Below are 13928 nucleotides of genomic sequence, written 5' to 3' on the forward strand. Positions count from 1 at the left end.
AGAGAACAACATCATGGAAATCAGTCATACCATCACCAACCTGATCATCTTCGTGCTGGCCATTTATGTCGGCTACCACGTCGTCTGGACCGTCACGCCGGCGCTGCATACGCCGCTGATGGCCGTCACCAATGCCATTTCCGCGATCATCATCGTCGGCGCCATGCTGGCGGCCGGCCTGACCGATGGCCCGCTGGCGCAAGTGGCCGGCACCCTGGCCGTCGCGCTGGCCGCCGTCAACGTGTTCGGCGGCTTCCTCGTCACGCAGCGCATGCTCGAGATGTTCCGTAAAAAAGAACCGAAGGCCAAGCAAGGAGCAAAAGAATGAGTCACGCCATGAGCTTCGTCACCATGAACCTGGTGACGATGATGTACCTGATCGCCTCGGTGTGCTTCATCCAGGCCCTGAAAGGCCTGTCGTCGCCATCGACGGCGCGCCGCGGCAATGCCTTTGGCATGAGCGGCATGGCCATTGCCGCCGTCACCACCGTGGCGCTGATCCTGAAACTGAAGGAGCAGCAAACGGGCGGCATGGGCCTGACCCTCGTCATCATCGGCATCGTCACGGGCGGCGCCATCGGCGCCTACCTGGCGAAAACCGTGGAAATGACGAAGATGCCGGAACTGGTGGCGGCCATGCACTCGCTGATCGGCCTGGCCGCAGTGTGCATCGCCGTGGCGGCCGTGTCGGAGCCGTGGGCCTTCAATATCGCCAAGCACGGCGAGGCGCTGCCAATCGGTAACCGCTTCGAACTGTTCATCGGCACCTTTGTCGGCGCCATCACGTTCTCCGGTTCCGTGATCGCCTTCGGCAAGCTGTCGGGCAAATACAAGTTCCGCCTGTTCCAGGGCGCGCCCGTCAGCTTCAAGGGCCAGCACATGCTCAACCTCGTGCTGGCGCTGGTGATGGTGGGACTGGGCCTGGCGTTCTGCTTCGCCGATGGCGTCGAACCGGCATGGACGCCGTTCATCGTGATGACCCTGATCGCCTTTGCGCTGGGCGTGCTGATCATCATCCCCATCGGCGGCGCCGACATGCCGGTGGTGGTGTCGATGCTCAACAGTTACTCGGGCTGGGCCGCGGCCGGCATCGGCTTTTCGCTGAATAACTCGATGCTGATCATCGCCGGTTCGCTCGTGGGATCGTCTGGCGCGATCCTGTCGTACATCATGTGCAAGGCCATGAACCGCTCGTTCTTCAACGTCATCCTCGGCGGCTTCGGCGGCGATGCGCCAGCGGCCGGCGCGGCCGGTGCACAGGAGCAGCGGCCCGTGAAATCGGGTTCGGCCGACGATGCCGCCTTCATCATGAGCAATGCGGAAACCGTCATCATCGTGCCCGGCTACGGCCTGGCCGTGGCGCGCGCGCAGCACTCGCTGAAGGAACTGGTGGAAAAGCTCACGCACAAGGGCATCACCGTTAAGTATGCGATCCACCCGGTGGCGGGGCGCATGCCGGGCCACATGAACGTGCTGCTGGCCGAGGCGGAAGTGCCGTACGACCAGGTCTTCGAGATGGAAGACATCAACGGCGAATTCGGCCAGACGGACGTGGTGCTGGTGCTGGGCGCGAACGACGTCGTCAACCCGGCGGCGAAGGACCCGAAATCGCCGATCGCCGGCATGCCGATCCTGGAAGCGTATAAAGCCAAGAGCATCATCGTCAACAAGCGCTCGATGGCGTCCGGCTATGCGGGCCTGGACAACGACCTGTTCTACCAGCCGAACACGATGATGGTGTTTGGCGATGCGAAGAAGGTGATCGAGGATATGCTCAAAGCCGTCGAATAAGCACGGCTTGCAGCGACCGGACGGCCCGCCTTGCGCGGGCCGTTTTATTGGGCCGCCACGACCTTGTTGCGGCCCTGGTGCTTGGCCGCATACAGAGCCTTGTCGGCATCGGACATGGCCGCATCCAGCGTGGCGCCGGTCGTCAGGGAGGCCACGCCGATGCTGATGGTCACCTGCAGTTCGCCGCCATCGGGCAACGGCGTGATGGCGGCGGCCACGGCGGCGCGGATGCGTTCGGCCACCCTATGCGCCTGCTGCAGGCTGGCGTCGGGGAACAGCAGGCCGAATTCTTCGCCACCGAGGCGCGCCGCCACGTCGGTGATGCGTCCCGTGTCGCGCAGCGCCTGCGCCACCGTGCGCAGTACGGCGTCGCCCACGGCATGGCCGTAGCGGTCGTTGATCTTCTTGAAATGGTCGAGGTCGGCCACGCCCACGGTCAGGGCGGCGCCGCTGCGCGCCGCGCGCGCCATCGCCTGCTCGGCTTGCGCTTCATACGCGCGCCGGTTCGGCAGCGACGTCAGCGCATCGTGCAGCGCCTGCTGTTCCAGCTGCGCCAGCAGGCTGGCGTTTTTGGCCGCCAGTTCGCGCCGTTCGCGCACGTCGAGCAAGAAGGCGCCGAAATAGCGGATGCCGTCGACCACGCCCAGGTCCATCGCCTTCATTTCGATGGGGATCATCTGCGTGTCGCGGTGGCGGATGGCGAATTCGCGTATCTTGCCCAGCACGCTGGACGTGCGCGAGCTGCGGATGTAATTGATCACGTGATTGTCGTGCTGCGCGCCGACGGCGTCTGGCAGCAGGCCGTTCAAGGTCTGGCCCAGCAATTCCCCGCTCGCATAGCCCGACAATGCCTGCATGGCGCCATTGATATAGCGGATGCGGCAATGCTCGTCGATGATGATGACGGCGTCGAGGGCGTCTTCCAGCAGGCGGGAAAAGAGCACTTCGGGAAGAGCGGCAGGCGGTGCTGCGGGCAATACATCTGTCATGGAACGGTCGCCAAAAGCCAGGTGACAGCCATTGTCGCATCCGCGGGCCGTTTATTCCATGCCGGATATGTTCCCTGTTTCTTTTTCGCCCCAGCTCTTTCCTTATTGTTAAGCCTTATCGGCGGCCGTACATCATCAGCCCAGCCAATGCCTTGCGTGCTGGGGGGAATGCGTCCAGCAAACCCAGCGACAGGCCCAGCAAACCTTGCGTGGGGGCGCTGCCCGTGAAGATGCGCGCCATGGTGTCGGTGACGCGCACGGTCAGCCCCCGGTCGGTCTGGCGCAGGCTGGCGTAGCGTTCCAGCCCGGCCGGACTGCCGTCCTGCGCCAGCACGCGGGCCAGCACGGCGGCGTCGCGCAAGCCCAGGTTCAAGCCTTGTCCCGCCACCGGGTGCAGGGTTTGCGCCGCATTGCCGATGGCGACCGTGCGCGCCGTGCCGTTCGCCTGCGCGTTCAAGCCCAGCGGATAGGCCAAGCGTGGCGTCGTATGCGTAAAGCGTCCCAGGCGGCTGCCGAAGGCGGCGCCCAAGCGGGCCAGGAAGGCACCGTCGTCCAGCGCCAGCAATTGTTCTGCACGCGTGGGCGGCACGCACCACACGAGCGCGTAGCCATCGTCCTGCGGCAGCAGGGCCAGCGGGCCTTCGTCGGTGAAGCGCTCATACGCGCGGTGGACGATGGGGCTGCTTGTGCGCACATGGGCGATGATGGCGCTCTGGCCATAGTCGCGGCTGACGGCCCGTTCCGGCTGCTGGCCGAACAGGCCGCCCTCGGCTTGCACCAGCAGGCTGGCGCGCAAGCTCGACGCGGCGCCCGCCTGGTCGATCTGCACGCTCACGCCATCGGCGTCTTCCACGCTGCCCGTCACCAGCGCCGGGCGCAGGCTGGCCACGCCAAGGCGCTCGCACACGTCGGCCAGCGAACTGACGACGGCGCCGTAACGGGCCACGTAGCCGAGCGCCTCGACGCCATGTTCGCTGCGGTCCATCAGGCTGCGCCCGAACTGGCCGCGGCGCGAGACGTGGATTTGATGGATCGGCGTCGCTTCCACGGGCCAGGCGCCCGCTTCCTCGAGAATCTGGCGGCTGCCGTGCGACAGGGCGATGGTGCGCGGATCGCGCCTCGCTTGTTCGATGGATTTGGCGTCGAGCAGGACGATGCCGGCGGCGCGGCTGCCGCGCTGTACCAGCAAGGCGGCCAGCGCCATGCCGACGGGGCCGGCGCCGCAGATGGCGAGATCGAAAGTGGGCGGTGTATGCATGCGGCGGCGTTAATCCTGTGACATCAGTTGTTCGATTTCAGCGACGCTCTTGGGCGCCGTGCTGAAGACTTCATGGCCTTGCGGCGTGACCAGCACATCGTCTTCGATGCGGATGCCCGTATGCCAGAACTGCTCCGGCACGCCCGGGCCAGGACGCACATAGATGCCCGGTTCCACCGTCAGCACCATGCCCGCTTCGAGCGCGCGCCACGGCTTGCCGGGGGTATCCGTGTCGCGGTAGGCGCCCACGTCGTGCACGTCCATGCCCAGCCAGTGGCTGGTGCCGTGCATGTAGAAGGGCATATAGCTCTTGTCGGCGATGACGTCCTGCACACCGCCGCTTTTTTGCCGGTCCAGCAAACCGAGGTCCAGCATGCCCTGCGCCAGCACCTGCACGGCCGCTTCGTGGATGGCGCTGTGCGGCAAGCCGGGGCGCACCATGTCCAGCGACGCTTGCTGCGCGGCCAGCACGAGTTCATACAGCGCCCGCTGCGGGCCGCTGAAACGGCCGTTGACGGGCCAGGTACGCGTGATGTCCGAGGCGTAGCCATCGAGTTCGCAGCCGGCGTCGATCAATACCAGCTCGCCGTCCTGTAATACCGCGTTGTTGGCGCTGTAGTGCAGGATGCAGGCGTTGCCGCCGCCGGCCACGATGGAGGAATACGCGGGGAACTGCGCGCCGCTGCGCCGGAATTCGTACAGCAGCTCCGCTTCGAGCGCATATTCGTGCATGCCGGGACGCGTGGCGCGCATGGCGCGCACGTGGGCGGCGCTGGAAATGGCGGCCGCGCGGCGCATCAGGTTTTGTTCTTCCGTGTCTTTCAGCAGGCGCATGGCGTCGAGCATGCCATGAATGTCATGCGCTATGGCGGGCGCCGTGACGCCGCTGCGGGCCTTTTGCCGCACATTGTTTCGCCAGACCTTAACCTGTGCATCGAGGCTGCCGCCCAGCGCATGGTAGATCGCGGGGGCGTCGGCCAGCAGGCGTGTCATTTCCACGTCGAGTTCCTCGATGGGGAAGGCGCTGTCAAAACCGAAGCTGGCGCGGGCCGCTTCGGGGCCGTGGCGGAAACCGTCCCAGATTTCGCGCTCCGTGTTCTTGGCGCGGCAAAACAGGATGGCGCGCGCGGGCGCCGTGGCGCTGGCGGCCACCAGGGCCACGGCGCTGTCGGGTTCCGTGAAACCGCTGAGGTAATAGAAATAGCTGTCGTGGCGATATGGATAATCGCAATCGCTGTTGCGCGGCACTTCGGGCGCCGTGGCGAGGATGGCCACGCTGCCCGGCAGCATCTGCGCCAGCAGCGCCGCGCGCCGTGCCGCGTAATTGGCCATCATGCCGCAGGCGCCTTCGCTGCCACGCCATTGAGCGTGTCGAGCTGTGCCGGCGTGCCCACATTGGTCCACTCGCCGGTATAGACTTCACCGCCCACGCGGCCCTGGTCCGCATACCGGCGCAGCAAATCGCCGAGTTTGGCGTGGCTGCCGGGCGTGATGCCGTCGAACATTTCAGGACGGTACACGCCGATATTGGCGAAGGTCCACCTGGTGTCGTCCGTATTGTTGATCGCGAACAAGGTCAGGCCGAAGTCGCCCTTCGGGTGGAAGTCGGGATTGGGCACCAGATAGGCCCAGGCGATATCGCGCTGGTCGGCCGGGTACGGCGTGCCCAGCACATCCTTGTCGGCCAGCACGTCGAGCACCTGCTTGAAATCGAAATACGGGCAATAGATGTCGCCGGAAATGGCGAGGAACGGTTCCTCGCCCAGCAAGTGGCGCGCTTGCGCGATGCCGCCCGCCGTTTCCAGCGGCGTGGTCTCGGGCGAATACGCGATGCGCGCGCCGTACGCGCTGCCGTCGCCCAGGGTCTCCTCGATCAGATGGCCCAGGTGCGAATGGTTGATGACGATGTCCGTGATGCCGGCGCGCACCAGGTTCAGCACATGCCAGACGATCAGCGGACGGCCGCGCACTTTCAGCAGCGGTTTGGGGCAGGTGTCGGTAAGCGGACGCATCCGTTCACCGCGGCCTGCGGCAAAGATCATGGCTTTCATGGGGTACTCGTTTTCTGATTCATTGTAAATTGCTCTGAAGTGATCAGAATGTATAGCCGACTTGCGGCGTTTTGTTCTCAAGAGCATCGAGTAAACGCACCAGCGGCTTGAGTTCCGTATAGCGGTTGGCTGTCTTGCGCACGTAGTCGAGCACGGTTGGCAGGTCGCCCATGTACAGATCCTTGCCGTCGCGGTAATTCAGGCGTGCGAACAGGCCGAGGATTTTCAGGTGGCGCTGCAGTGCCGTGAATTCGAAATCGCGGTAGAAGGCGTCGATGTCCGGATTGACTGGCAAGCCCAGCTGCTTGGCGCGCTGCCAGTAGCGGATCACCCAGTCGAGCACCAGTTCTTCATCCCACTGGATATATGCGTCGCGCAGCAGCGAGGCGATGTCGTAGGTGACGGGGCCGAAAACAGCGTCCTGGAAGTCGAGGATGCCGGGATTCGGGATGGAGCCATCGTTGATGTGCATCAAATTGCGCGAATGGTAGTCGCGGTGCATGAATACTTGCTGCTGCGACAAGATATTCGCCGTGATGGCTTCGAAGACCTTGTCCAGCTGGGTTTGTTGCACATCCGTCAAGGTGGCGCCCAAGTGCTTGCCGATAAACCATTCCGGGAACAGATTCATTTCGCGCAGGATGAAGGCGCGGTCGAATTCGGGCAAGACGTCCGGTTGGCTGGCCAGCTGGATTTTCATCAACGATTCCAGCGCTTCGGCGTACAGCACGCTGGCGTTGTCGTGGTTCAGGGCGTCGAGATAGGTGGTCGTGCCCAGGTCGGAGAGCAGCAGGAAGCCCTGCTCCAGGTCTTGCGCGATGATCTCGGGCACGGACACGCCGGCGCCTTTCAGCAAGCCGGCCACCTTGACAAAGGCGGGCACGTTTTCGCGCTCGGGCGGCGCATCCATGGCGATCAGTGTACTTCCTGGCAATGTTGTGTTGCCTGGCAGCACATCGAGACGGTAGTAGCGGCGGAAGCTGGCATCGCTGGAAGCGGGGCGGGCGGATTCGGGCGCGACGAGGTTAAGCGAGGTCAACCAGGCTTTCAACAGGGTCAGGCGAGCGTCGGCGGAGGCCGGCGCGGTGGAGGAATTGGGGGAGAATGACATTAAGCGGCCTGTGGAATCGGGTTGATGGTGCAGATTCCCATATAATAAGGGATTCAAATCAAAAAATCGCCTGTCAATGGTGCTTGCCCCTTCCAATTCATGAGCTGGTTTTCGGCCTCCCCCCCTTCGCAGCGCTGGGCTTTCGCCATCAGCGCGCTCGTCGCCGCCACGACGGTGCCTGTCCACGCCCAGAAAGCACCGCGTCCCGTGCATGTGGAAGATCCCGACGCGCCCACCGTCATGACGGCGAACAGCATGAACGGACGACCGGAAAGAGAGATCAATCTCGACCAGAATGTCGTGATTGAGCGCGGAAAAACCACAAAAATGACGGCCGATACAGCTTGTTACAAACAAGTTGAAGATCAGTTCGACGCCGAGGGCCATATCAAGATGTGGCGTTTCGGCGATTACTACACGGGCGACGTCCTGAAGCTGAACATGGAGACCGGCAAGGGTTTCCTGCTCAACCCGACCTACCGCTTCGAAGTGGGCGGCGGCCAGGGCAAGGCCGAGCGCGTCGACTTCATCAATCCAGACGAAGCCACTGTGATCGACGGCACGTACAGTACCTGCGAAGGGCCGAATCCGGACTGGTACCTGAAATCGAGCACCTTGAACCTCGATACGGGCCGCGACGTGGGCACCGGCAGCAAGACCATCATCTATTTCAAGGACGTGCCGATCCTGGGCACGCCGGGCATTTCGTTTTCGCTGTCGGGTGCGCGCCGCTCGGGCTGGCTGGCGCCCACGCCGGGCTTTGCCTCGAAGAACGGCTTCGAGCTGCTGATGCCGTATTACGTGAACATCGCGCCGAACCGCGACCTGACCCTGTTCCCTCGCTACATCCAGCGGCGCGGCATCCAGCTCGGTGCGACGGGCCGCTACATGGGCGAGACGGATGCCGGCTTGTATGGCGGTGAAACGTCGTTTGAATTCTTGCCTAACGACAAGCAAACCAAGACCAACCGCTACATGATCAAGTCCAAGCATGAGCAGGCGCTGGCCAAGGGCTGGACTTACAGCTGGGATCTGCGCGAGGCGTCGGACAATAATTACCCGAACGATTTCTCGAAAACCGTCGCCTCCGCCACCGAGCGCCAGTTGCTGCGCGAATTGCGCACCGATTACCGCACCGAGGACTGGAGCCTGACGGCACGCGTGCAGAATTACCAGGTGCTGCAGGATCCCGATCCCAATGTGGTCGTGCCACGTCCGTACGACCGCTTGCCCGCGGTAAACTTCCACGCTGGCAAATACGACGTCTGGGGCGGTTTCGACTGGACCTTCGACGCGGAAGCGACGCGCTTCGCGCATCCGACCCTGGTGCAAGGCTCGCGCCTCGTGGCCGTGCCGCAGGTGAGTTTCCCCATCATGCGCCCTGGCTACTTCATCACGCCCAAGCTGATGCTCAATGCGAGCGCGTATCAACTCGACAATGACGCCCGGACCAAGGCGCTGTTTAAGGACACCTCGTTTACGCGCGCCGTGCCGACCTTCTCCGTCGACAGCGGCCTGGTGTTTGAACGCGACACGAATCTGTTTGGCGCCAAGGGTGGCACGCAAACCCTGGAGCCGCGCCTGTTCTACGTCTACACGCCGTACCGCGACCAGTCGCAGTTCCCGAACTTCGATACGGCCGATGGCACGTTCAACCTGACGCAGATCTTCACGGAAAACCGTTTTGTCGGCAGCGACCGCATCGGCGACGCCAACCAGGTCACGGCCGCCGTCGTCTCGCGCTTCCTGCAATCGGACGGCACGGAGCGCATGCGCCTGACTTTCGGCCAGCGTTTCTATTTTGCCGACCAGCGCGTGCAGCTCAATTCGACGACGCCCGTCAACCAGTCGCGTTCGGATATCCTGCTGGCCGCAACGGGCCGCGTGTCCGAGACTTGGACCGCTGACAGCCTGTTGCAGTACAATCCCAGCGATCGCCGCCTGATGAGCTACAACTACACCTTGCAATATCAGCCAGGGCCGAAGAAGGTATTGAATTTCAGTAACCGTTTTCAGCGTGACGTCCTGCGCAATGCGGAAGTGTCGACGCAATGGCCGTTGACGGACCGGCTGTATGGCGTCGGCCGCATCAGTTACTCCATCAAGGATCGCAGCATGCTGGAAAGCCTGGTCGGCCTGGAATACAAGGGCGACTGCTGGGTGTTCCGCATGGGCGCGCAGCGTTTCGTGACGACGACCAAGACTGTCTCGACGCCGATCTTCTTCCAGCTGGAATTGACGGGCTTGTCGAATGGTCTGGGCCTGGGTGCGAATGGCCTGGAAACTTTTACAAAAACCATCCCTGGTTACCAGACATTGAGCCAGCCACTCCGTTAAGATAGGCTCCGTTGCCGCCGCCGGTGTTCCCGGCGCTGGCACAAACCGGTTTTTTTATTCACCTGAACTCATGAGCGCTCTACACATTATGCGTAATGCCAGTATGCACCAACTCAAAATTGCAACGGTTTTGTTGTGCGCCATTTCCGGCGCCACGACCAGTAGTGTCTGGGCGCAACAGGCTGCGCCAGCTCCTGCGGCCAAGCCCGCTGCTGCTGCCCCAGCGCCGGTCAAGGGATTCACTCCCCCCGCGTCGAGCAGTGGCCAGACCATCGATTCCATCGCCGTCGTCGTCAATGACGATGTGATTACGCGCAATGAAGTGGCGGCCCGTATCAAGAGCGTGGAGCAGCGCATGAAGGCGCAGAACGTGCCCTTGCCGGATCCTGCCGACCTGCGTCGTCAACTGCTCGAGCGCATGATTGTCGAGCGTGCACAAATGCAGCTGGCCAAGGAAATGGGCGTCCGCGTGGATGACCTGACCTTGGACCGCGCGATTGGCCGTATTGCTGAACAGCAAAAGATGACGGTGCAAGAGCTGCGCAACCAGATGGAAAAAGAAGGCACGCCGTTTGCGACCTTCCGCGAAGAAATCCGCGATGAAATCATCATGCAGCGCCTGCGCGAGCACGAAGTCGACGCGAAGATCCAGATTTCCGATTCCGAAGTGGATAACTTCCTGGAAGCGGAAAAGGCGGCCGCCAGCGAACAGGTGGAGCTGAACCTGGCGCAAATTCTCGTGCGCATCCCGGAAAACTCGAGCCCTGAACAAATCGCCGCACGCCGCGCGCGCGCCGAAGAAGTCAGCCGCCAACTGCGCACGGGCGCCGATTTCGCCAAGATGGCCGCCAGCTATTCCGACGCCAGCGATGCGCTGAGCGGCGGCGATATCGGCTGGCGCAATAGCGACCGCCTGCCGCCCCTGTTCACGGAGCAATTGCTGAAATTGAAGCCGGGCCAGATCACGCCTATCATCAAGAGCAACACGGGCTTCCATATCCTGAAACTGGTGGACCGCCGCAGCGCTGCCGAGGCGCAAGCCGTCGCCGCCGTGCAGCAGACGCATGCCCGCCACATCCTGCTGAAAGTGACGCCGACCCTGTCGGCGGCCGAAGCCAAGCGTAAATTGCTGGAGCTGAAAGAGCGTCTCGACAACAAGGCCGCCAAGTTCGAAGACCTGGCCCGTTTGTTCTCGAACGACGGCTCCGCGGCCAAGGGCGGCGACCTGGGCTGGCTGTATCCAGGCGACACCGTGCCGGAATTCGAAACGGCGATGAATGCGCTGAAACCGGGCGAGGTGAGCGAACCGATCGAATCGAGCTTTGGCTTCCATCTGATCGAAGTGCTGGAACGCAAGAGCGATGACGTCTCGAAAGAGAAGCAGCGCGCTGCCGCACGCAACGCCTTGCGCGAACGCAAGCTGGAAGAAGCGACGGAAAACTGGGCGCGCGAAGTGCGCGACCGTGCCTACGTCGAATTCCGCGCGGACGACCAGTAATGCCGCTGACTGATTGCGCATGAGTAACTTGCCTGTTGCCCGCCGCCCGGCCATCGCCATTACCTGTGGCGAACCGGCCGGTGTCGGCCCGGAAATTTCGATCCGCGCCGCCTGGGCCATGCGGCATGAGGTCAACTGCATCCTGCTGGGCGACGCCGCCTTCCTGGCGCTGACGGCCAGCCTGATCGACCCGGAGATCCGTCTGGCGGCGCTGTCGCTGCAAGCCGTACGCAACAGCGGCTTGCCCCAGTTCGGACCCGGCCGCCTGGCCGTGATCGATATTCCCACCGTGAACAATGTCATTCCCGGCGTGCTGGACAAGGAAAACGGGCGTTCCGTGCTCGCGACCCTGGACGCGGCCGTGGAAGGCATCGAAGCCGGCTGGTTTGGCGCCATGGTCACGGCGCCCTTGCAAAAAAGCACGATCAACGACGCCGGCGTGGCTTTTTCCGGCCATACGGAATACCTGGCAGAAAAAACCGGCACGCCGCAAGTGGTGATGATGCTGGCCGGTGAACCCGGCCATGGCGAACCGACCCTGCGCGTGGCGCTGGCCACCACGCATCTGCCGTTGAAGGACGTGTCCGCTGCCATCACCATGGACAGCCTGGCCGTCACCCTCGATATCCTCCAGTCGGACCTGCAACGGAAATTCGGCATCGCCGCGCCGCGCATCCTCGTCACCGGCCTGAACCCGCACGCGGGCGAGGGCGGCTATCTGGGACGCGAGGAAATCGATGTCATCGCCCCGGCGATTGCGGCGGCGCAAGCGCGCGGCATCGATGCGCGCGGACCGTACCCGGCCGACACCCTGTTCCAGCACAAATACCTGGCCGATGCCGACTGCGTGCTGGCCATGTACCACGACCAGGGTTTGCCCGTGCTGAAATACGCGACCTTCGGGCGCGGCATCAATATCACCCTGGGCTTGCCGTTGATACGCACCTCGGTCGACCATGGCACGGCGCTGGACCTGGCCGCGCAAGGGCTGGGGCTGGCCGACGGCCACAGCATGGAGCAAGCGCTGCAAACGGCGCTCGACATGTTGCGCGCCAGCACCCCGACCAGAGCATAGAGCGTAGGTCGGGTTAGCCGGCACGGCGTAACCCGACGCTGCCTGCTCAACCGATTCCGCCGGCCTGTGCCGGCTTTACCGCATTAATAGAAAACACATTATGAAACACGTTGCCCGCAAACGCTTTGGCCAGAACTTCCTGCATGACCGCTTCGTCCTCGACGACATCACGGCCGCCATCGGGCCGCAGCCGGACGATGCCATGGTTGAGATCGGCCCCGGCCTGGGCGCCATGACGGAGCAGCTGCTGCGCCATTTGAAGCAGATGCATGTGGTCGAGCTGGACCGCGACCTGATCGTGCGCCTGGAAAAAACCTTCAATCCGGCCAAGCTGACGATCCATTCGGGCGACGCGCTGAAATTCGATTTCGCGCAAATCCCCGTGCCGGCCGGCCAGAAGCTGCGCATCGTGGGCAACTTGCCGTACAACATTTCCAGCCCGCTGCTGTTCCACCTGGCGGACTTCGCGCCGCTGGTGCAGGACCAGCATTTCATGCTGCAAAAGGAAGTGGTCGAACGCATGGTGGCCGAGCCGGGCAGCAAGGCGTATGGCCGCCTGTCTGTGATGCTGCAGTGGCGCTACAAGATGTCGCTGCTGTTCATCGTGCCGCCGACGGCCTTCGATCCGCCTCCGAAAGTGGAATCGGCCATCGTGCGCATGATCCCCGTGGCCGAGCGCCTGGCTTGCGATCAGGCGACTTTGGAAGCCGTCGTCATGAAGGCCTTCTCGCAGCGCCGCAAGGTGATCCGCAACTGCCTGGCCGGGATGTTTACGGAAGAGCAGATCAAGGCGGCCGGCATCGACCCAACCCTGCGTCCGGAAACGGTGGGGCTGGAGCAGTATGTGGCTTTGGCGAACTTGCTGAAGGCACCTGCTTAAGTATTAACTTAAAACCACTGGTCGACCTGCTGCAAATCCTGCCGCAGCGCTGAAAAACAGTCGTCCACATGGTGGTTGCGGCTGATTTCATTGCGCCGCATCAGGGCGATCTTACGCTTGCACGTGGGTTGGCGCAGCGGCGCCACGTGCAGGTCCTCGTCGTTGAGGAAGGTCGTGTACAGGCTGGGCATGATGCCCACGGCGATGCCGGCGCGTACCACGCCGTACAGCGATTCGCTGTGGATCATCTGGTACAGGCTCGACGGGCTCAAGCCATGCTGGCGCAGCGCGCTCGAGGCGAACTCCCAGATGCTGCCCTTGGTGAACACGACGATTTCCTGGCCCGCCAGCTGGTCCCAGCGCACTTCCTTGAGCGGCGCCAGCGCATGGCGTCCCGCCGTCACCAGCACCAGCTCGTCTTCGAACAGGCCCACGCTTTCCAGCGACACGGAACCGGGCACTTCGATGCCCACGCAAAAGTCCAGCTGGCCCGAATGCAGCGCGTGCAGCAAGCCATCGTTGGGCATGTCCGACAGGACGATTTCCACTTCATCGCCATGCTGCTCGCAGTAGCGCGCCACCACCACGGCCGTCATCGCCATGGCCGACGGGATGGCGCCGATGCGGATGCGGTGCCGGCCGCTGCCGATGGCGCGCTGGATATCGGCAAAGGTATTGCTCGCCGTATTCAATAAATGCGTGGCGTAGTCGAGCGCCAGCTTGCCTTCGCGTGTCAATTCCAGCTGGTGGGTTGTGCGGTTAAACAACTTTTTTCCCAGTTGGTTTTCCAGCAGCTTGATCGATGCGCTGAGGGCCGGCTGGGTCACGCACAATTCCTGTGCGGCCTTGCTGAAGCTGTTTACCCGGGCTAGGGTGGCAAACGCTTGCAAATGTCGTAAGGAAATTTTCTTGCTCAGTTCATGCATGGGTTTGCTTAT

At 63.0% G+C, this 13928-nt stretch carries 12 protein-coding genes; 6 read left to right on the forward strand and 6 right to left on the reverse strand.

Translation table 11 applies throughout. The features are described 5' to 3' along the window. Positions 1-13: 13 nt before the first annotated feature. The gene (locus tag SKZ59_RS00435) at positions 14-328 is read left to right on the forward strand and encodes an NAD(P) transhydrogenase subunit alpha (protein ID WP_034745644.1); all 315 of its coding nucleotides are present in this window, start codon (positions 14-16) and stop codon (positions 326-328) included. Between the two features lie 8 nt (positions 329-336). After that, positions 337-1791 (forward strand): NAD(P)(+) transhydrogenase (Re/Si-specific) subunit beta, encoded by a 1455-nt coding sequence (locus SKZ59_RS00440; RefSeq protein WP_092712002.1) that lies wholly within the window; start codon positions 337-339, stop codon positions 1789-1791. A 44-nt stretch (positions 1792-1835) separates the two neighbouring features. Here SKZ59_RS00440 and SKZ59_RS00445 read toward each other — a convergent pair whose 3' ends face one another. The 5 genes from SKZ59_RS00445 to SKZ59_RS00465 form a co-directional block, all read right to left on the reverse strand. Continuing rightward, positions 1836-2780, reverse strand: a complete 945-nt coding sequence (locus SKZ59_RS00445; RefSeq protein WP_319990496.1) for a sensor domain-containing diguanylate cyclase — start codon at positions 2778-2780, stop codon at positions 1836-1838. A gap of 115 nt (positions 2781-2895) precedes the next feature. Beyond that, positions 2896-4038: a UbiH/UbiF/VisC/COQ6 family ubiquinone biosynthesis hydroxylase gene (locus tag SKZ59_RS00450; protein WP_319990497.1), complete on the reverse strand. Its 1143-nt coding sequence runs from the start codon at positions 4036-4038 to the stop codon at positions 2896-2898. A gap of 9 nt (positions 4039-4047) precedes the next feature. Continuing rightward, positions 4048-5370: an aminopeptidase P N-terminal domain-containing protein gene (locus tag SKZ59_RS00455; protein ID WP_319991075.1), complete on the reverse strand. Its 1323-nt coding sequence runs from the start codon at positions 5368-5370 to the stop codon at positions 4048-4050. Further along, entirely contained in the window at positions 5370-6089 is a 720-nt protein-coding gene (gene murU, locus SKZ59_RS00460) for an N-acetylmuramate alpha-1-phosphate uridylyltransferase MurU (protein WP_072457265.1), read from the reverse strand. The genes SKZ59_RS00455 and murU overlap by 1 nt, the downstream gene beginning before the upstream one ends. 43 nt (positions 6090-6132) lie before the next feature. Further along, positions 6133-7200: an aminoglycoside phosphotransferase family protein gene (locus SKZ59_RS00465; RefSeq protein WP_319990498.1), complete on the reverse strand. Its 1068-nt coding sequence runs from the start codon at positions 7198-7200 to the stop codon at positions 6133-6135. Positions 7201-7299: 99 nt separating this feature from the next. On the opposite strand from SKZ59_RS00465, the gene SKZ59_RS00470 reads away from it, so the two are divergent. The 4 genes from SKZ59_RS00470 to rsmA all read left to right on the forward strand — a co-directional run bounded on the left by SKZ59_RS00470 (position 7300) and on the right by rsmA (position 12990). Further along, positions 7300-9537 (forward strand): LPS-assembly protein LptD, encoded by a 2238-nt coding sequence (locus SKZ59_RS00470; protein ID WP_070302867.1) that lies wholly within the window; start codon positions 7300-7302, stop codon positions 9535-9537. Positions 9538-9640: 103 nt separating this feature from the next. Then, positions 9641-11035, forward strand: coding sequence for a peptidylprolyl isomerase (locus tag SKZ59_RS00475; RefSeq protein ID WP_254671579.1), 1395 nt, complete (start codon positions 9641-9643; stop codon positions 11033-11035). 19 nt (positions 11036-11054) lie between these two features. Continuing rightward, on the forward strand, positions 11055-12110 hold the full coding sequence (gene pdxA / locus SKZ59_RS00480) for a 4-hydroxythreonine-4-phosphate dehydrogenase PdxA (RefSeq protein WP_219328096.1): 1056 nt from the start codon (positions 11055-11057) through the stop codon (positions 12108-12110). Positions 12111-12210: 100 nt separating this feature from the next. After that, positions 12211-12990, forward strand: a complete 780-nt coding sequence (rsmA, locus tag SKZ59_RS00485; protein WP_034745667.1) for a 16S rRNA (adenine(1518)-N(6)/adenine(1519)-N(6))-dimethyltransferase RsmA — start codon at positions 12211-12213, stop codon at positions 12988-12990. A gap of 8 nt (positions 12991-12998) precedes the next feature. On the opposite strand, the gene SKZ59_RS00490 is transcribed toward rsmA, so the two are convergent. Beyond that, positions 12999-13916, reverse strand: a complete 918-nt coding sequence (locus SKZ59_RS00490; RefSeq protein WP_034745670.1) for a LysR family transcriptional regulator — start codon at positions 13914-13916, stop codon at positions 12999-13001. Positions 13917-13928 lie beyond the last annotated feature (12 nt).

Source organism: Janthinobacterium sp. GMG2 (assembly GCF_033949445.1).
In the GTDB taxonomy this organism is placed as follows: domain Bacteria; phylum Pseudomonadota; class Gammaproteobacteria; order Burkholderiales; family Burkholderiaceae_D; genus Janthinobacterium; species Janthinobacterium aestuarii.